Origin of the sequence: Tichowtungia aerotolerans, from assembly GCF_009905215.1 — a bacterium.
Classification (GTDB): domain Bacteria; phylum Verrucomicrobiota; class Kiritimatiellia; order Kiritimatiellales; family Tichowtungiaceae; genus Tichowtungia; species Tichowtungia aerotolerans.
Map to the genome: position 1 here is coordinate 63,662 of NZ_CP047593.1, position 19,623 is coordinate 83,284.

17 protein-coding genes are annotated in these 19,623 nt (G+C 52.5%); 6 read left to right on the plus strand and 11 right to left on the minus strand.

All coding sequences use genetic code 11. The features are described 5' to 3' along the window. The first annotated feature begins 43 nt into the window (after positions 1-43). The 3 genes from GT409_RS00305 (at position 44) to GT409_RS00315 (ending at position 3,053) form a co-directional block, all read left to right on the plus strand. The gene (locus GT409_RS00305) at positions 44-787 is read left to right on the plus strand and encodes a hypothetical protein (protein ID WP_160625985.1); all 744 of its coding nucleotides are present in this window, start codon (positions 44-46) and stop codon (positions 785-787) included. Positions 788-837: 50 nt separating this feature from the next. Further along, a complete protein-coding gene (locus GT409_RS00310; RefSeq protein WP_160625986.1) occupies positions 838-1,473 on the plus strand; it encodes a PEP-CTERM sorting domain-containing protein in 636 nt (211 codons plus the stop codon). Positions 1,474-1,955: 482 nt separating this feature from the next. Then, a complete protein-coding gene (locus GT409_RS00315; RefSeq protein ID WP_160625987.1) occupies positions 1,956-3,053 on the plus strand; it encodes a hypothetical protein in 1,098 nt (365 codons plus the stop codon). Positions 3,054-3,187: 134 nt separating this feature from the next. Here the strand turns inward: GT409_RS00315 and lpxB are convergent, their stop codons facing one another. The 4 genes from lpxB to GT409_RS00335 form a co-directional block, all read right to left on the minus strand. Beyond that, positions 3,188-4,315 carry a lipid-A-disaccharide synthase gene (gene lpxB, locus GT409_RS00320; RefSeq protein ID WP_160625988.1) on the minus strand — a complete coding sequence of 376 codons (1,128 nt, stop codon included), beginning with the start codon at positions 4,313-4,315 and terminating at the stop codon, positions 3,188-3,190. Between the two features lie 643 nt (positions 4,316-4,958). Next, positions 4,959-5,795, minus strand: a complete 837-nt coding sequence (locus GT409_RS00325) for an LpxI family protein (RefSeq protein ID WP_160625989.1) — start codon at positions 5,793-5,795, stop codon at positions 4,959-4,961. 29 nt (positions 5,796-5,824) lie between these two features. After that, entirely contained in the window at positions 5,825-6,253 is a 429-nt protein-coding gene (locus tag GT409_RS00330; RefSeq protein ID WP_160625990.1) for a four helix bundle protein, read from the minus strand. A 42-nt stretch (positions 6,254-6,295) separates the two neighbouring features. Then, positions 6,296-9,331, minus strand: coding sequence for a DUF2723 domain-containing protein (locus tag GT409_RS00335; RefSeq protein WP_160625991.1), 3,036 nt, complete (start codon positions 9,329-9,331; stop codon positions 6,296-6,298). Between the two features lie 128 nt (positions 9,332-9,459). Between GT409_RS00335 and GT409_RS00340 the strand changes: the two genes are divergently transcribed. From GT409_RS00340 to GT409_RS00350, 3 genes are read left to right on the plus strand one after another with little or no spacing between them, the layout of a single operon-like run. Beyond that, on the plus strand, positions 9,460-10,200 hold the full coding sequence (locus GT409_RS00340) for a nuclease-related domain-containing protein (RefSeq protein ID WP_160625992.1): 741 nt from the start codon (positions 9,460-9,462) through the stop codon (positions 10,198-10,200). Positions 10,201-10,210: 10 nt separating this feature from the next. Next, on the plus strand, positions 10,211-10,756 hold the full coding sequence (locus tag GT409_RS00345; protein ID WP_160625993.1) for a DJ-1 family glyoxalase III: 546 nt from the start codon (positions 10,211-10,213) through the stop codon (positions 10,754-10,756). A 2-nt stretch (positions 10,757-10,758) separates the two neighbouring features. After that, the gene (locus GT409_RS00350) at positions 10,759-11,652 is read left to right on the plus strand and encodes a diacylglycerol/lipid kinase family protein (RefSeq protein WP_160625994.1); all 894 of its coding nucleotides are present in this window, start codon (positions 10,759-10,761) and stop codon (positions 11,650-11,652) included. Here GT409_RS00350 and GT409_RS00355 read toward each other — a convergent pair. The 7 genes from GT409_RS00355 to rsmH form a co-directional block, all read right to left on the minus strand. Then, positions 11,649-12,533, minus strand: coding sequence for a mechanosensitive ion channel family protein (locus GT409_RS00355; protein WP_233231578.1), 885 nt, complete (start codon positions 12,531-12,533; stop codon positions 11,649-11,651). The genes GT409_RS00350 and GT409_RS00355 overlap by 4 nt on opposite strands. Positions 12,534-12,722: 189 nt before the next feature. Then, positions 12,723-13,853, minus strand: coding sequence for a phospho-N-acetylmuramoyl-pentapeptide-transferase (mraY, locus tag GT409_RS00360; protein WP_160625995.1), 1,131 nt, complete (start codon positions 13,851-13,853; stop codon positions 12,723-12,725). Between the two features lie 15 nt (positions 13,854-13,868). Continuing rightward, positions 13,869-15,107: a UDP-N-acetylmuramoyl-tripeptide--D-alanyl-D-alanine ligase gene (locus GT409_RS00365; protein ID WP_160625996.1), complete on the minus strand. Its 1,239-nt coding sequence runs from the start codon at positions 15,105-15,107 to the stop codon at positions 13,869-13,871. Positions 15,108-15,112: 5 nt separating this feature from the next. After that, entirely contained in the window at positions 15,113-16,564 is a 1,452-nt protein-coding gene (locus tag GT409_RS00370) for a UDP-N-acetylmuramoyl-L-alanyl-D-glutamate--2,6-diaminopimelate ligase (RefSeq protein WP_160625997.1), read from the minus strand. Continuing rightward, positions 16,561-18,324 carry a peptidoglycan D,D-transpeptidase FtsI family protein gene (locus GT409_RS00375; RefSeq protein ID WP_160625998.1) on the minus strand — a complete coding sequence of 588 codons (1,764 nt, stop codon included), beginning with the start codon at positions 18,322-18,324 and terminating at the stop codon, positions 16,561-16,563. Before GT409_RS00375 ends, GT409_RS00370 begins: the two co-directional genes overlap by 4 nt. Next, positions 18,314-18,691 carry an FtsB/FtsL family cell division protein gene (locus GT409_RS00380; protein ID WP_160625999.1) on the minus strand — a complete coding sequence of 126 codons (378 nt, stop codon included), beginning with the start codon at positions 18,689-18,691 and terminating at the stop codon, positions 18,314-18,316. The genes GT409_RS00375 and GT409_RS00380 overlap by 11 nt, the downstream gene beginning before the upstream one ends. Further along, positions 18,688-19,617, minus strand: coding sequence for a 16S rRNA (cytosine(1402)-N(4))-methyltransferase RsmH (gene rsmH, locus GT409_RS00385; RefSeq protein WP_160626000.1), 930 nt, complete (start codon positions 19,615-19,617; stop codon positions 18,688-18,690). Before rsmH ends, GT409_RS00380 begins: the two co-directional genes overlap by 4 nt. Positions 19,618-19,623 lie beyond the last annotated feature (6 nt).

Sequence of the window (19,623 nt, forward strand, 5' to 3'; positions counted from 1 at the left end):
TGAAAAAGGTCCAGATTATTCAAATCCAAATAAGGAGAAGAAAATGAAGAAGACACTCACACTAGCGGCTGTCGCTCTTATTAGCGCTTCCGCACTTGCACAGACGGTCACCAGTGCTAATGTTGTTGGATACATCAAAGCCGAAACCCAGGATGGACTGCAGCTGATGTCCTCTCCGTTTGGCCCGGCGTCAATTAATGACCTCAGCTTGACCAATGGTGTTGGCGGCTTCACGGCGGACATTGCTGATAACATTCATGTTTACGTGCCGGGATCTGGATACCAAAACTATTACTACCTCGGATACACTGGCGATCCTGCTTACGACTATAAATGGGTTGACGGTTCATTTAACATCATAACTAACGTTATGCCTGGCAGCACTGCATTTTGGTATCGTAGCCGTGCAGGAGGCACTGTTACCAACCTGTTTGCCGGAGACGTTCCGATGGAAGCCTCTAACGATGTCGTGATTGCTGAAGGACTTCAGTTGATTTCCTGGCCCTACACAGCTGATATGGACATTAACAGTGTTGGCCTGACAAATGGACTCGGTGGATTCACCGCAGATGTAGCCGATAATATTCATGTCTATATCCCGGGATCCGGGTATCAGAATTACTACTACCTTGGCTACACTGGTGACCCGAACTATGACTACAAATGGGTAGATGGTTCGTTCAACATCGCTACCAATCCGATCCCCCCAAACAGTGGTTTCTGGTATCGTTGCCGCAAAACTGGCGGTTTTACGTGGACCATGAATAAACCTTATTTGAATGATTAATCAGCGGTTTGGTTAATCAAAAAACAAACAAGAAAAAAAGGAGAAAATACATGAAAAAAGCTATTATCATAGCTCTGACAGCGATTACATCAGTCGCTATGGCTAATGAACTTCTGTGGGGAACATCCACAGTTTTGCAGGACCAGACAGGTTCAACCATCGCCACCAGCTTTGGTGATCCGCTGTCAGGTGCATTTGCGCAGCTGGTTTATGCTGGAGCAGATGGCCAGATTGATGCGTTTGGAACATCAGGCGCCGGCACTACTGGTGATGATATGGTTGTTGCCATTAACTATGCGTACGGAACAACCGCTGCTCCATTCGCACAGCCTGGGTTGCTGGGAAAATTCAACCTGCTGACTACATCAGGAGTTAATTCCTTAGCTGAAAACGGAACTTATTATGTTCGTCTGTTCAACGCAGCAAACTCCAACTACGGTGACGGCACAAGCGCATCCGTTTTTGGCACCGCGATCACCTACTATTGGGATTCTGGTGTGACTACGTTTAGCTATGACGAACTTGGTGCCGATGTATCATGGGACTTTGCTTCAGGCGGTTCCCCTGCTACTGGCGACTGGACTGCAGTGGCAGTTCCGGAACCGGCAACTATCGGCCTGCTCGGACTGGGCACCATGGCTGCATGGTTCATCCGTCGCAGCAAACAGGCTCGCGAAGAAGCATAAACAATTCTTCAATTGCCTAATGAAAACCCCGGCATCCGCCGGGGTTTTTTTATGTGCTCAATGCATTTCGTGAGGCAGGCATTCCTGCCTGCCTTTATCCTCGTCTCCACACACGGATTTAAACCCTGCTCTCCTATCCTTTTCTTTAGGCAAAGATTCCTGTCTACCCGCTTATATCCTGGATGTTCTTTACAGCCACCTGCCCAGACAGGGATATCCGAGCCAAATCATTCCCATCGTGGGGCAGGCTTTCCAGCCTGCCCGCCTTTGCATTGCGAACACCCAACTAAATAGAATCAAAGAGATCTCCGGGTTGACCGCACTCGCCACCCCAACCGCCCCAGGAAATACACGCTCACGGGAAAGCGCATTTCATCAGGCTCTATCCTTGATTTCCCGGCCACTGCCTAATAGTATTTCGCAATTGTAAGTTGCCTGCACTTATTGCAGACGCAACCTGCTTTGAACAATAAGGAAACAAAATGAAAAACTGGATTCTGTCAACGGTCGCCATTCTAAGCATTCTTTCCAATGTTTCGGCTCAGGATATTGAGCTCGAAAAATGGACGTATAACGGGGTCTCGGCAGGCATTCTAAGCACAGCACTAAGTGAAACAGAAACCGGCAATTCTTTTGGAGGCAGCAGCACTTTTCTGACTGTTGGCAGCGATATGGCCACCTTTAACTCGACAGGTACAGACGGAGAAGGTTGGCATGGAGGAATTATTAATTCCAGCTATGCTGGAAGCTCAACCGGGATCTATCAAATTTCATACGATATCGTCAAAGGTGTATTTTTCACCACCGGGGCATTCGGAAGCGGTAAATTGCAATTTGGATGGGGATTACGTTCAAACGTCAGTGGGACGAATGACTGCAAGCTCGATTTTAAATATGACAATAAAGTACATTACCTCGTAGTTACTGATGCAACCGGAGAAAAAGCACCGATACAGGTCGGCACCGGAACTTCGCTTTTTGACCTGAAAATTCGCCAACAATACAATCTGATTGAGCGCGGAAGCCCGGGATCATTCCGAGTATTTTATACACTTGGCTCTGCATCAGAAGTCGAACTATATCCGGGACAGTTGACTCTTCCGGTTGACTTCCAGATTGACGAATTCCGTCTGGACGTCCCAACCCGTCAGGATGGCAATACATGGGGAGCAAACAGCCCCGTTAATATTGATAACCTTCTCTTCACGAAACAGGACCTGTCTCCTCTTCTGACGTTCGTTAACAAGAACGTCAGCTTTGCCGCGGGCGGGGATAAAGGAGTAATATCCGGCGACACTTATGAACCTGGAGACATCCTCCAAATCATCACAACCAACCAGAACGAAACACTGGTCAGCGTTACTGATGTTTCCACCAGCCTCTATGCTGATCCGAATGCATTCGCGATCACACCAATATCCTCCAATGCCTATCCGGCGCTGGCCTCTGGCGAACTCTACACCGGCGTTTTTCAGGTTGAAATTATGGACGGAGTAACAAACGGCCCCTACACCTTCACCGTCACCAACCGCATTAACTCCAGCTCAGCGAATCCCACGGCTTTCTCGGCGGAGTTTTAGAGAAAAAGCTATAGCTTATTTAGTTTTATATAGCGCGGTGTTTTCACCGCGCTTTTTCTTTCTTACCCCATTCGCTACAGAAGAGAATTAATAGAGCATATAATATGCCCGCCGCTGCGCTCTCTACAGGAACGCTATATTGAGTCGGCAATGATCTGAGCTACGCGCTTGGCAGGACTGCCGCTACCTAGCAGCTTCTCCAAGGCTTGGAAATTTTCGAGCATGGCGGCGCGCTCCGGCGTATCATTCATCAGCGGGTCAATCGTTGCGGCTAACTTGTTCGGGTCCATATCCCGCTGAAGCCGCTCAGGCATAATTTCCTTATTTGCGACAATATTGGCGATGCCGAGCCACGGAATGCGGATCAACATACGCACAAACATTTCGTTCATCCAGCTTCCACGATACACCAATACCGTTGGGCAGTGCAGCAGTGCGGCCTCCAGCGTCGCCGTTCCGGAAGCAACAAACGCGGCATCCGCCTGCTTAAGCACTTCCCTCGCCTGTCCGGCCACAACAGCCAGGTTGCGCGGCGCCTTTTTGGATTTCTGCAGGATTTCTTCGACCAGTCCAAGACGGCGCTCCGGAACAGGAACAATAAAAGACAAATCCGGACGGGAATCCTCCAGCAGCCTGGCGGCTTCGAGCAACGGCTCAAGAATATAATGGATTTCCTGTTTTCGGCTGCCGGGCAGCAGCGCAATTTTTTTCTCGCCGTTCCACGGAAGCGGCTCCGGTTCTGAATCCCGAAATGCACGCAGCTCATCCACCATCGGATGCCCGACAAAATCAACCTTCAGATCAACGCCTTTAAACACATCAACTTCAAACGGGAAAATCACCATCAGCCGGTCAATAATCTGCGCCATTTTCGGAATCCGTCCCCGGTTCCACGCCCAGACCTGCGGACAGACATAATAAAGCACTTGAATGCCGCGCTTCTTGAGCTCACTGGCCAGCCGCAGGTTAAACCCGGGGTAATCGATTAAAAGAGCGGCATCCGGCTTTCGCCGGTCTGCTCCAGCAAGTACTTCATTAAAAACCTTCTTAAAAAACGGATATCGCCTGAGCACTTCCACAAACCCGAGCACATCGAGCTCTTTGATATCGTGCAGGGTCTCCACGCCCTCTTCCCTCAGCCTTTCGCCGCCGAGGCCCCAGATATCCAGATCCGAGCGGTTGCGTCGCAGTTCGCGAATTACATCCGCCCCGTGCATATCTCCCGACGCTTCACCGGCTATAACTAAAAGATTCTTTTTCATCTCGTCTGACACAGATTCATATTAGCCACCAAAAACCCAGCGCGGCAAAGCCGTAACCAAAGAATTTTACCAACGAATGGATAAAATCTACGAATGAACAGATTCCCGGCATCCCTGACTCGCAGGTTTTATTATTCGCTGGTCATCAATATGCTGCAGTGTGCGCAAAGGAAAAACTTGTTTTTCTAAAAAACTACCACAACCGTCTATTCCTCAACAACTAGAGCGTTTTAACAAGAACTGTAGCCGCTCGCCTGTGGCGAACGAGTCGCCCGCAGGGCGACTGCTACAAAGCGGAGTAATACCAATGATAGTTTGGTTTCGAGTTATTGCTTCGTCAGAAATGTAGTATCGCTTACCCGAAGGGAAGCGATCTTTGCGGGGAGCACGTTTCCTTCCTTCGTCAGGTAAACGTGACTACATAAACTCGGAAGCAAACTGAAACCGGTATAAAAGATGTGGGCACACCTTTTCTTTATTTGCTCTAAACACGGTTTGGTTTCTGCCCGCGAAACACGTAAAAGCGGCTTCGCCTCACGCGGAAAAATGCATCAGAATCCGATTCGCATTGTTTGGCGCCTTGAAAGAGCAACGCGAACAGGCGCGAGAATATTACTCAGATTAATGCAGGCTTCTTATCGAGTCATAACGGTTGCTTGTTTAAAACCTGAATTGCAATCCCCAGCTGATCCGCACAACGGACCAGTTTTTCCTTTTCGAGCAGAATTGCGCCGTCCTCTTCGAGAGCAAGACAGGAGACTTTGGCTTTTTTGATGATTTGGAGCGTCTTCTTTCCGATGACCGGAATATCAAAGCGCATGTCGTGCCCCACCTTGGGAACTTTTACCACTACGGCGCCCGGCCCGCCGAGTTTCCCGCCACGCCGAATGGCCCGGTTGGTTCCTTCAAACGCTTCGACCGCCAGCACCATGCCCTCTTTCACAACAACAGTCTGGCCGATATCCAGATGCGAAGTATCTTTGATGACGCGCCGACCGATCTGAATATCAGCCAGCTCCCGGTCATCCGGTGCCCGGCGGGTGAGCAGGCCGGGAACAGGCATAAAATCCTGCATAAAAGAGCCGGCGGAAAGCAGTGTTACACCGGTTTGTTCAATCCGCTCGATAATCGCCCCGAAAATCGTGTGCGCGTTTTTCATCGGAAGCTTCCTGAGCAGGTCTATCAACGCCCGGTCCATGCGAACATTAAACAGGTTGTTCGGAGTGATCTGTCCCGCCATAACGGCGCTGGTCGATCCGGCCGATTGAACAGCGTCCAGAAGTGCGGTCAACTGTCCGACCCGAATCCAGATGACTTCGTCGGCCACCTCGCAAATTTCACGACGGGTCTCTCCCTTAAAAGCAACCGCTGTGATCTTCCGAACACCCTGACGGCGGGCTGCGCGCGCCAGCAGGAGCGGATAATCGGCCTGTCCGGCAATCAGGGTCAGAGAGTCAGGAATATTGAAATGGCAGGACATTGGAATATTGAAATGATGGGGTCATGGAATTATGGAATATCGGGATTGTCAGATCGGATTGTATAGCTTTCGTTTGATTCTTTGATCAAAAAGGAATCGTCCCACTCATTGGACGCCTGTTTTTCCTGCAGAGATCCAATCAGTTTTTTCAGGTCATTCTCGAGTTTATATGCCAACGCATCCGTTTCTTCAAATTTTTCTTCCGAAATGTGGTCTGCTGCACAATAAACATGAAGCGTGGAAACACTCTCGCCCACAGAGCCTTGGGCAATATTGAGGTACTGTAGATACTCTTTAATACTGCGCCGACAATATCCTTCGGAAATATTACGATGGATGGAATCAATAGAAGCCACTTGCTGGGATGCGATACGTTTCTGCTCAAATGGAAACGCTCTAAAGGCCTTCCATGTAAGTAAGTACAGGTCGCGGGCATCCTGCCAAACCCTTAACCGCATGTATCCCCGATTGGTGTTCTTTCTTTGCTCCATCGTTCCAATCTAAAACAGATTGTTAAACTGCATTGTTTTTTTCGGAGCCTGCGCAGGCACCAATGAACGGAACTGAGGGTTGCTGTACAATGGACGGAAGCGGGCATCTTTGGAAATCTGATTCCGGGCGGAATCGCCGCCTTTCTCAACAGCAGTCTCCAGCGCGCTCAATGCCTGCGGAATATGACCTAAGGTCATCCTGACCACCGCCAATTCGATCCAAATGCGAGTATCGTCCGGTTTGGCAGCGAGGTATTTCACCAATGCGACCTCAGCGATATCGAAACGGCGCATCTGCGCCAACTGCTGCGCCAGCTGCAGCTTAATCTGAGGCGGAAGCTGCGCACTCAGCACACGGTTAACCATCGACCGAAGCTCTGCCTGCTCCTGCAAAGCGCTGTAGAGAGAGATCAGCTCGAATGCCTGACTGATATCGAGCGACGCTCCTTTCGCGTCTTTGATCGTCTGTTCCAGCTCATCTTTACGCGCACTCATGGTCTTGACCTGATCAATCTGATCCAGAAACGCACCGGTCCGGTCATGATGCTTATCCTGCGCGGCAAAGGTCTCAATCACTTCGCGGGCCTCATCAAACCGCTTGAGGCGCATATAAAGGTCTGCAAGCCGGAAAACGGCCTCAGGACTCAACGGATACAGCGCTACAGCCTGCCTGAAAGCCAATTCCGCCTCTTGTATATGACCACGGGCGCTATAGAGACCGGCAATTGCGCTGCGCAGTTTGGAAAAACTTTTGCGAGCAACGATATCGCGCTGGAATTTGCGATCGTTCACCAGTCGATCCACATACCATCCCCAGAACTCTTGATCGTTTTTGATCATTTCCCGGGTAATCGGTGTCGGCTTATTGTTGATCTTCATGATCAATCCGTGCGGTGTCAGGTAAGGATACATCCACGGAATGACATAGCTTTCCTCGACATAAAAATCGCGCTGCCGCAGTTTCCCGTCCGGACCAACCGGATCTGCCGGAACCACCGCCGCACCGGACTGTCGAGTGGACTCGTCGGTTTTCTCCTCTGTTATATACTGGTTATGATCAAAAATCTGTCGGCAGAGAATTCCGTTGATCTGCATAACCCCGGCAACGCCCTGCACCTGTACACGCCCATCCGCTGTCTTCACATCGGCACCGGCATTAATGCGCCCGCTCTGAACGCCCTGCACGTATTCCTGGAACGCATGATTGCTGTCCTGCTGCGACGGGATCCAGATCTGGTCACCGTACAGGTCGCGCATCACAGCCATATAGGTGTTATCCGCCAAAGCATTCTGCGTGATCAGGTATACATCCGAACGCACCTGCGGACAATAAATCATGTAGGTCGGCACAAACCGTCCCGGATCGGTCCCCCCAAAGAAAATCGCATTGGTTCCCATGGGCGGCGGATAATCAGGATTCGGATATTTCTCCCATTCTTCATCGAATTTCTCTTGATCCCTGCCGCAGTAATACCAGAGATCTTCTTTAATGCCTTCAACGCCGCGCAACTGCCAGTTACCGAACTGCCAGCCGAAGTCATGGCCGTTCTGCTCGGAGCCGCCAACCACCTTTTCCTGCTGCCGGCTGAAATAGTTTTTTGCAACCAGGGAAAACGGGAGCAGGAACACCATCGCCACGCCAAGCAATGTGATTATGCGCAGAACACTGTCGACGTTTGACCGACTCCCATCTTCAGAAAATAATTTACGTGCAATTACTGACAACAACGTGTCGAGGCCTCCCATCAACAACAGCAAACCATATCCGATCCAGATGGCATACACCGCATGCGACTGGATGTACTGCACCCGGGCGATGAACAGCGTCTGCAGGTCAATTTTCGGATTCTGAAGAATGATAAAAAGAATTCCCACGCCAACGAAAGCCGCCGCCGTGGTCAGCAGCCAGAAGTTATTCTTTTTGCCCAGCCAGCGAACCGCAAAGAAAGGCAGGATCGCCAAGGCCGCGATGGGGCCCAGGAACTGGGCCCGCAGGTCGCGCAGATAAGCACCGACCTGCAGCAGGAATGTCGTGGAGAACACATTGGCCAGCGTAACCTTCTCGTACTGCCCGCGGGTGATGGCGTGCATCAGCCCTTCCCATGTACGCGGATAGCCCCAGTTGATCGGCGGGTTCTGGTCGGAAGAAAACGGCATATAGAGATAGAACGAAAGCCCCAGCAGCATCAGCAGATAGGTGGCGCAAACGGTCTTCCCGTTCGGAAGGAACAGGCCGAGAACCGGAATCATAACCGCGTAAACACTCCACACCCAAAAGGACGCATGGTCCCATCCGCGGTTCCACGCCCAGGCCTCGGGGCCGAATTTGTTAATGATCAACATCAGCACATAGAAGAGGCCTACAATAATGAAATCACGGGCCAGTTTCAGATTGCGAACAAGAACGCCGACTCCAATTGCCGCCCCCATAAACAGCAATGTCTGATGGTTGGTCAGTCCAAGACCGAAAACAAATGCCATCAGGAACAGCGGCCTGGGATTGTCCGGCTCGCACATCCAGCGATACAGGAACAAAAGCACTGCCGTCTGGAACAGGATGTTTGGAGCATAAACCTCTGCAATCACGGACTGAGACCAAAGCCCCTGGCTGAACGCCAGCAGCAGGCCGGCGGCAATCCCGGCCACACAGCAAAACAGACTTTCTGTTTTTTCGCCAAGCACCTCAGTTTCTTTTTTGAGGTTGCGCAGAAAATCCATTCCGGAGCGGCTGACCAGCAACGCCAGAACCGCACAGGCGGCTGCGCCGGTGAATGCCGAGAAAAAGTTAACGGCCCAGGCCGGGTTCGGATAGCCGTGATAGGTCACTTTATGGAAAACCCATTGAAAAGCCCACGTGAGCAGACTCCAGATCGGATAACCGGGAGGATGAGGCACTCCAAGATAATCAGAGGCGACAATCAGCTCACCGGAATCCTCCAGCCCCACTGTAGGTTGAAGCGTTAAGGTGTAGACTGTCAGCGAAATAACGAAGGTCACCCCGAAGGCGATCCAGTCCGAAAGGCGGAAGAACGGTTTTTTATTCAAGACGGATTCCTTTTTTTTAAAAACGTGAACCGTAAAAATAAGCCTTTTTTGAACCCAAAGGTCAAGAGTGGAGCGGAATATTGGATGGGCGGATTGCCCCCCGGTGAAAACTTTTGTAGGTTATCGGCATGAGCAATGGAATTGAAGAGTCTGCCCCCCGGTTCGCTGCAGTGTACGGAACACCGGGTCAGGGCCCGCGAACACTGGGACCGCTGCGCGTTTTCTGGCCTCTGGCTCCGTTCTGTCTGACGACAGGATGGCTGCTGCGTGCAGCATTGCCTGCCCCTCAGCTCTCCACCACCCAGGCGGGCTTTCTGTTGATCATCCTCGCGGTGCTCTTGACGGTTTTCACCGCATGGAGTGCCCGGCGCCTGCAGAGCTTTATTAAAGGTGCTGAGGGAGAAGAACAGGTCGCCCGGCTCCTTTCTTTCCTCCCCGCCTCCTATTCGATCTTCAACGATTTCCAGCTGGACGGATCAGGACCGGCATTTGACCACATCATCGTCGGACCAACCGGAGTGTTTGTGGTTGAAACAAAAAACTGGAATGGAGAAATCTCATTCCAGAACGGACAGGTGCTCTGCAATGGGAAAACGCCCAGCCGGCCGCCCATTAAACAGGTAAAGGAAGCCGCGGCCGCCCTGCTCGATCATTTGAGCGAAGTACAATGCCCTGAGGTTCCGGTCCAGCCTGTACTCTGCTTCGTCAACAATCAGCTGGCCGAAGGAGTTGCCAATATCGGTGGAGTCCAAATCTGCACAGACAGTACTCTCTACCAGCTCTTTGAAAACACACTGGCAACTCCGCCGGAAGGCGGATCACTCGCCCTGATTGCCGAAGAACTCAAACACTGTATTGAAGAAAAATAAGGAGTCCGCCATGACTCGCGTTATTGTCCCTGTCGCAAACGGTTCTGAAGAAATAGAAACGGTAACCATCATCGACGTACTCCGGCGCGCCGGGTGGGAAGTGGTCCTGGCCGGCATCCAGGGATCCGGCCCCGTCACAGCATCGCGTGGAGTCAAACTGATTCCTGATGCCCAGTGGGAAAAGGTGGACTTGAGCACGTTTGATATGATCGTCCTGCCCGGCGGCATGGATGGCACAAATGCCTTCTGCGAAAATGACGGCGTACAGGAAGCCTTGCGTATTTTTGATATTGAAGAGCTCTGGATCGGCGCAATCTGCGCCGCTCCCCTTGCCCTTCACAAAGCCGGCGTTCTCAAACACCGTGCATTTACCTGCTACCCCGGCATTGAACAGAAAATGAAGCGCAGGGATCGCTCCGGCGAAGCCGTGGTTGTTTCCGGCCATGTGATCACCAGCCAGGGTCCGGGAACCGCGATGCCGTTTGCCCTCAGACTGATTGAACTGGTCGATGGAAAAGATGCTGCCGGTCAGGTCGCGACCGGATTGCTTTACTGAACATGAAACCCGATCGAAAAAAAGTCCGCCTGCTGATCAATCCAAACTCCGGCATGGGAACCGCTTTGGACCGGATTCGCCAGTCGCTTCTTGACCACTGGGACCTGCCGGGAACCGATTTAACCATACAGTTCAGCAAATCCAAGGAGGACGGACAGGACAAGGTCAAACGCGCAGTGGACGAAGGAGTTCATACACTCCTGGTAGCCGGCGGAGACGGCATGATCAACTCCATCGGAAGCGTATTAATCGGAAGCGATGTCGCTCTCGGAGTCATCCCTACCGGCAGCGGGAATGGACTGGCCCGTCATTTTGACATCCCGCTCGATCCTTCTGCCGCTGTGGCCGCCCTCGCCAGAGCAGAAGCAAAAGCCATTGACGTCGGCTTTGCCAACGATCTTCCTTTCTTCATCACCTGCTCTCTGGCATGGGACGCCGCACTGGTCAACACGTTTGAAAAATCACCGGTCCGCGGCATTCTGCCGTACGTTTTTGCCGCCGTGTACGAATTTTTTGAATATCATCCGCAGCCGTTCACTCTGCAACTGGATGAAGAAACAGAAATTCAGATCGAAGATCCGCAGCTGTGCACCATTGCCAACCTGTCGCAATACGGCGGCGGCGCGCAGATTGCCCCGGGCGCCAAAGCCGATGACGGCCAGCTCCAGCTGGTGGTGATTCGCCGCAGAAACTTTGCCAAAGTCCTTCCAATGGTTGGGAAAATATTCGACGGAACCATTGACCGCCTGCGTGAAATCGAAACGCATTCGTTCCACAAATTAACCGTGCACCGGCAAAAGGAAGGGCCGATGCAGCTCGATGGAGAACTGCTGTCGGCCCCGGCGGAGGTGCACATTCGCGTGCAGCCCCGTGCACTCAACGTGCTGGTTCCCTAGTCTTCCTTATAGATGTGCACATCTCTCTGCGGGAACGGAATGGTGCAGCCCTCCTCTTCCAGCCGTTTCTTGATCCGCTCATTGAGCGTAAAGAAAACATCCCAATAATCGGCAACCGTCACCCACGGGCGAACAGCCAAATCGATACTGCTGTCGTTCATCGCCAGCACCCCGACAAACGGCGCCGGATCTTTCAGAACCCGTTCGTCTTTGGTGAGCTCATCCATCATCGCCGCTTTGGCCGTATCAATGCTGTCGCCGTAACTGATGCAGGCCACCAGATCGAGGCGCCGTTTCCCCTCAGCGGAATAGTTAATGATGTTGTCACTCATCAGCTTTGAGTTCGGCACAATCACGCGTTTATTGTCCAGCGTCGTCAACGTGGTTGTGAAAATATGAATCGTCTTCACCACACCGGCGGTATCCGCGCCTTCAATATAATCGCCGGCTTTAAACGGACGAAAAATGAGGATCAGAACTCCGGACGCGAAATTGGACAGCGATCCCTGAAGAGCCAACCCAACAGCCAAGCCGGCGGCACCGAGTACGGCGATGAATGAAGTGGTTTCCACTCCGACCTGACCGAGTGCGGCAAGAACCACAAAAATCATCATCGCGGCATGAACCAGACTGACCGTAAAACCGACGATCGCAGCGTCCACTTTGGCGCGCTCCATCATTTTCTGAAGCAGATTTTTCAGGAGCTTGGCCACCCAGCGACCGATCACAAAAATCAGAATCGCAGCGACCGTCTTCAGGCCGAACTTTGTCAGCAATTCCTGCGCAGTCTGCACCCACTCCGGCGGATTGGAAAACATCCCCTCGATGTTCATTCCCGAAACGGCATTCGTAACGGCTGTTTGTACAGTTTCTTCTTCCATGATATCTCCTTTCAGATATTCAATGACTCTTCTTTTGACGCGGCGAGACTAGTGAAACTTTCCAATCTCTGGAAAACCTTTTTCAACAAAACGCCTATTAATCAGGTCCTGTTCCACCCGATCAAAGAATTTCCCAACCATGCATCCATCAGACGGTTGGCGCCTCCAAACCCTGGATAACTTTCTCTCTCAGCGGATTTTGAGTGTAGCCAGCCCGATCAGGGCGAAAACGATCGACAGAATCCAGAAACGGATGGCGATGCGGTTTTCATAGGCATCGATCGATTTGCCCTGTTTTTTTGCGAGATATTCAAAATGATGATGCAGAGGAGCCCGCAGGAAAACCCGACGGCCTTCTCCGTATTTTTTACGTGTAAATTTAAACCAGCCGACCTGAATCATCACGCTTGCTGCTTCTATCAGAAATACGCCGCCGACCAGAATCAGAACCAGTTCCTGTTTAATCAGAATGGCAACAGTGGCCACAGCTCCCCCGATTGCCAGACTGCCGGTGTCGCCCATAAACACCTTTGCCGGATGGCAGTTAAACCAAAGAAATCCAAGCCCCGCTCCCAGGAGCGCACCGCAGAACACCGCCAGCTCTCCAGCGCTTTTTACAAAGGGAACCTGGAGATATTCTGCAAATGCATAGTGACCTGCCACATAAGCCATCAACAAATAGGCCGCCACTGCGGAATTGGAACAGCCGATCGCCAGCCCGTCGAGCCCATCGGTGAGGTTGACGGCATTGGATGAACCGACCAGCACGAGCACAAGAAAAATGTAGGTACCGATTATGCCCATCGAAGGAATGACCGGGGCTTTTACAAACGGCACCATCAGTTCTTTGGTGCGCACGGCAGTTTCCGGATTCACGAGGAGGGCAAACAGCAGCAGGCCGGTCCAGAAGCACTGACCGGCCAATTTGATGCGCGGCGAAAGACCGTCGCCCCGACGAAGCTTAAGGTAATCGTCGATCAGGCCCAGATTGCCCAGGAATCCAAAAGTTGTAAGAGCGCACATTACATAAAAATTACCGGGCTCAGACCACATCACAGTGGCAGCTGCCGTCGTAAAAAGAATCAGCATTCCGCCCATCGTAGGAGTTCCCACTTTGGCTGAACGGTCCAGATCCTCAATTCGGTGATCTTCTTTCTGTTCCGAAAAGTCAATCTGTCGCAGTTTTTCGATCACCCACGGACCGAAAATCAGACTCATGGTAAACGCCGTGCCCGCTGCCATCACAGAGCGGAAGGTAATATAGCGGAACATCCGCAACGGTGAAAAATACTCATTCCATTCACTAAGCCAGTACAACATTGCCGAAATCTCCGATTAAATGGTTTTCTTCAACTCCTCGAGAATCGTCTCGAGACGCGCTCCGCGAGAGGCTTTCAGAAGCACCATGTCACCCTCGCACAGCTCTTTACTCAAAATATCCGCCGCTTCCTCTTTGGTCGTCCCGCAAGCCCCCCCGCACGCAATCAACCCGCCAAGAGAGCCAATGGTAATGACCCGATCAAATCGAAACGGTTCAATAAACTCGCCGAGCAGCTGATGCTCCTCAAGTTCGCTGTCGCCAAGTTCCAGCATCCCACCCAGAACCAGAAATTTGCGACCGGAGCAAGGCATCTCCGCAAACGTGGAGACCGCTGCGCGCATGGACAGAGGATTGGCGTTATAAGCATCGTTGATAAGCGTAATGCCTTTATACAGACTGACCGCCCAGCGCATCGGCGCCGGCTCGAATGCATCCAGCCCCGCCTGAACTTCTTCCAGCGTTAACCCAAGAGCCAAACCAAGCGTGGCGGCAAACCGGGCATTCTGCATCATATGTTCGCCGGGCTGAAAAACATGGATCGGTCGATCTGTCAGCGCGGTCACGGCGCCATCGAACCGGCGCTTCATACGGTCGAACCACTCTGAATCCCGGTCTAGAAGCCCGTGTTTGGAATGCTCGAAAATGGAGGCTTTTTCATCCGCTATTTTTTCCAGGCTTTGAAACGATCCTATATGCGCTTTCCCAATATTTGTAACCAGCGCCCAGTCCGGCTCGAGCAGCCCGGCAAGCAGCTGGATTTCTCCGGGATGGCTCATCCCCAGTTCGAACACAAAAAAATCAGAATTGCGATCCGCCGCAATCATACTGAGAGGAAGTCCAATTTCGTTGTTCCAGTTTCCGATGGTCTTGGAAACCGTACCCTTTTGCGAAAGCACGGAAGCAACCATCTCTTTTACGGTGGTTTTTCCGGCGCTGCCGGTAACGCCAATGACCGTGCCCGCCCAGCCGGCGCGCGCGCCGGCGGCCATCTGCCAAAGTGCCGTCCGTGTATCCGAAACCACCAACTGCGGTTTTTGAATGGATGGACAAAGCTTCTCAACGATAATGCCTGCGGCCCCTTTCTCGAAGGCCTGTCCAACAAAATCATGTCCATCGTGGTTCTCACCGCGAATGGCGATGTACACATCGCCTTCCTTCAGCGTGCGCGTGTCATGTGAAATGCCAAGGATGGGAAATTCATCCGCTTCGTTTTTCCAAGGTTTGGAAACCCATTTGGATATTTCAGAGGACATATACATTACAGAACCTCCCGAACGACTTCGCGGTCATCAAAGGGAAAAATAGTCCCGCCGATTTCCTGCACGGTTTCGTGCCCTTTTCCCGCAACCAGCAGAACATCTTTTTTTCCGATCAGTTCCACACCGCGTGCAATGGCGGCGGTACGATCCAGACATACTTCGTATTTGCGCTCAGAATCAAAGCCGGCACTGATGTCCGCAGCAATTTTTTCCGGGCTCTCGCTGCGGGAGTTGTCGGTGGTAATGATGGAATAATCTGCCAACCGCGAAGCGACTTCGCCCATGAGACGCCGCTTGCCGAGGTCGCGGTTTCCGCCGCAACCGAAAACGACAACCAGCCGACCGGGAGTAATCTCTCGCAGAGCATTCAGCACATTGCGAAGGGCATCATCGGTATGTGCATAATCGACGTAAACACGTTTAATTTTTGTCCCGACGGACTCCAAGCGCCCGGGAATATTTTCCATTTCCGCGAGAGCCGTACGAATAACATCCACCGGAATTCCGACAGACGCTGCCGCGGCAAATGCCGCCAATGCGTTATAGAGATTAAACCGGCCGATCAACTGCAGAGAAATCTCCGCACTGCCCCAGGGACTTTCAACGGTCATACTGGAGCCCGCAGCATCATTTCGGGCGTTCCGGCCACGCACGAGCGCACCTTCCTCAAAGCCATAAGAGATGACGCTGGATCTGCAGCGCTCTTCTGTGATCAGGCGGCGCCCGCAGGGATCATCACAGTTGATGACTGCGGTGTCTTTGACCTGATCAAAAAGCCGGGCCTTTACACTGAAGTATTCTTCAAGAGTTCCGTGATAGTCGAGATGGTCCTGTGTGAGGTTCGTGAAGATGCCGACATTAAACCGAATACCATCTACGCGACACTGATCGAGGGCGTGAGAGGAAACTTCCATAACGGCGCTGTCGCATCCGGAACGATCCATCTGAAACAGCATCGACTGCACATCGGGCGCTTCCGGAGTCGTGCGCGAGGCAGGCAAAACCCGGTTTCCGATTTCATAGCGAACGGTTCCGATGAGACCGGACCTGCGGGCCGCGGCTTTAAAAATGTCACGCAGCATAAAGCTGACGGTGGTTTTTCCATTGGTTCCTGTGATTCCGACCGTACAGAGCTTCTCTGCCGGATGGTCGTAAAATGCTGACGCCAACCGGGCCAATGCAAAACGCGCATTCGAAACCTGGGCATACGGAAAACTTTTTCCCAGCGCACAGGGACTCTGCGAAACAATGGCCGCTGCGCCGCGCTGTGCGGCTTCTTCGATGTAGACGGAACCGTCAACCTGCGCTCCGGGCAAGGCGACAAAAAGAGCTCCGGGCTTCACCCGTCTGGAATCGTATTCAATGGAGGAGATCTCACAGGACAGATCTCCAACGGTTTCGAGCGTATCAATGCCACTCAAAAGCTGTTCAAATGTTCTCGTTATATTCATGGGACCTCTTCAGAAAACGGAGCGGATTCCAGACCACTGACATATTCAGTGGGAAACCCTTGCGGTGAAATTCGCAGATAACGTACAGACTGATCAGCAATCTTTTGAAAAGCCGGACCACACACTGTTCCTCCGTAGTACACTCCCTGAGGGTCATCCGCGACAACAATAATACTGATTGCCGGATTTTCAACCGGCAGAAACCCGCCAAACGATGCAATGTATTTGCGGGGATAATACCCTCCCCCCTCCTCTTTCGGGCGCACTTTCTGGGCGGTGCCGGTTTTCCCGGCCACAGAATATCCCCGCACAGCGGCTTTTGTCCCGGTTCCTCCGGGCTGAGTCACCCGAGCCAGCAAACGACGCATCAGCCTGGCCGTTTTCGGGCTGATCGGACGCCCCAGTTCTTCCGGAAGGGTTTCGAAGACGGTCTGGCCTCCGGAACTGACGACTTTATCGATCACATACGGCCGCATGCGGACTCCATCGTTGGCGATTGTGCTGAGCGCGGAAATCATCTGCAGGGCGGTTACGTTGAGTTCATGTCCCATTGCCAGACGGGTAATGCTGATTTTCGACCAGTTGCGAACCGGCCACAGAATCCCGGCTTCCTCCCCCGGCAGATCAATACCGGAACGAGACCCGAACCCGAAACTTTTCAGGCATTGATACACCTTCTGGTCTCCCATCTGCAAAGCGATTTTTGCTGAACCAATGTTACTCGATTTTTTCAGGATATCCGCCACGCTCAGCAGCCCTTCTCTATGCGAGTCGTGCAGAGCCCGTCCGCCATACATCCATCGTCCATTTTCACAGTCAAACATATCCCGCGCAGTTACATACCCACCATCCAGCGCAGAAGCAATAATGACAGCCTTCATCACAGAGCCCGGCTCATAGCCAAAGCCGACGGCCCGGTTGCGCATCCATTCAGAAGGGAGCTTGGGATCATTGTAACGATTCGGATTAAAGGTCGGCCAGGAAGCCATGGCCAGAATTTCTCCATTGCGCACATTCTGCACAATGGCCCAGGCCCCCTGCGGTCGATACTCCTGCACCAGTTCATCCAGCGCTTTTTCAGCGAAATGCTGCACCTGCTGATCGAGAGTTAAATAAATATCGGCACCGGACTGCGGTTCAATATCCACGGTTCGACGGCTGTAGATTTCGCGGCGATGACCATCCTTCTGGCTGACCCGCAACCCGGTTGTCCCCAGCAGATAGGAGTTAGCCTGAAGCTCAACCCCGGCACTGCCGACCCCTTCGCGATTTGAAAATCCGATGACATGCGCTCCGAGAGCTCCTTTTGGGTAGTTGCGCATGGAGGTTTCTTCGAAAATCACCCCTTTGAGTCTCTGCTGCATGAGCGGTTCCAATGTTTTCTCGCGCATATATTTATGAATTCGAACATATTGACGATGCGGCTGATCGAGCAGCTTCCAGATATCCGCTCGGCTCATAGCAGGCACTACACGATGAACCGCCTCGCATACTTTCTGAATATCGCCGTTCTCAAGAATAAATTTTGGATCGGCGCATAAGTGACGTGCCGCAATGTCCACCGCAAGAATATTGCCGCCCCGATCAAGAATCCGTCCGCGCGGACCGCGGGTTTCCTGCTCCAATCGACGGCCATTCTCAATCCGGGCCAGCGTTGCAGCAGAAGGCTTTAAATGCAAAAAGGCCAGGCGAACACCCAGCCCAGCAAACACCGCAGTCACCAACACGGAAGCTAAGATTGTTCGTCCCTTATAATGCATCGGTGTCCATTGAGTTCTTGCTGTTTGCCAATGTCAGCAGCCCATCTGTTCGTCCCCGCCGCACACGCACCACCTGTCGCTCGTCCGGCAGCTTCATGGCCAGACGATGATGTTTGAGCGCGCGTTCAAAGTTGGCCGGAGCCAGCATGTTCGACCAGCGGTCCTGCTCACTGATTGCCTGCTGGCGAACCGTACGGCGCTCTGTTTCAAGCCGTTTGATTTCCGTACCCAATGTATCGCAGCGCGCGCAGAGCCAGACATAGGACAAGCCGAACGCCATCACACAGACCAGAACCATTGCCAATACATTCGGAAACGGAATGCGCACTTCCGCTTTACGGCTCTTTCTTTTCTGTTTTTTCTTCATACGGGCTTCTCCCTTTCCGCCACACGCAGCTTGGCTGAGCGCGAACGCGGATTGTCCATCAATTCCTGCTTTGAGGCGGTCAGCGGTTTTTTATTCAGCAGCCGCACCGCCGGTTCGTCATAAATCAGTTTTTCGCCTCCCTGCTGAAGCGATTCCCGCTTCACGCAGTGGCGCTTAAAACACTCTTTCACCATTCGGTCTTCCAAACTGTGGAAAGTAATTACCGCCATCCGACCGCCATCCCGCAGCATGGAAAGTCCAGCTTCCAGCCCGCGCTCCAGGCTGTCGAGTTCGGCATTCACTGCCATCCGCAACGCCTGGAATGTCTTGGTGGCCGGATGCGTAGGCCCGCGACGCCCGCCCTTGGCTCTTTCGACGATTTCAGCCAGATCCAGCGTTCGCTCGATCCGCCGGCCCTCTCTGGCCTGCACAATCGCCCGCGCAATCCGGCGGGAATCGCGTTCTTCTCCAAAGCGGAAAATCACATCCGCTAAAATCTGTTCATCCTCTTCATTCACCCAATCAGCGGCAGACCGGCCCTGAGTCCGGTCCATTCGCATATCGAGAGGACCGTCTTTTCCAAAACTGAAGCCGCGCTCCGCCACATCCAGCTGGGGCGAGCTGACCCCGAGATCGAGCAATACCCCGTCGACCTCGGTTACGCCGATCTGTTTGCAAAGCTCCTTCATCTCTGAAAAATTTCCGTGCAATCTCTGCGCCTGATCCCCGAATGGTTCTAAAATTACTTTCGTCTGCTTGATTGCCTCCAGGTCACGATCCAGTCCGATCAGCCGACCTTCCGGATTCAACCGTTTTAAAATTTCTTTCGAATGTCCTCCCCGTCCCAACGTACCGTCGATATAGGTGCCCGCAGGATTATTCACCAACAGGTCCAACGTCTCGTTCAGCAATACCGGAACATGCATACAACC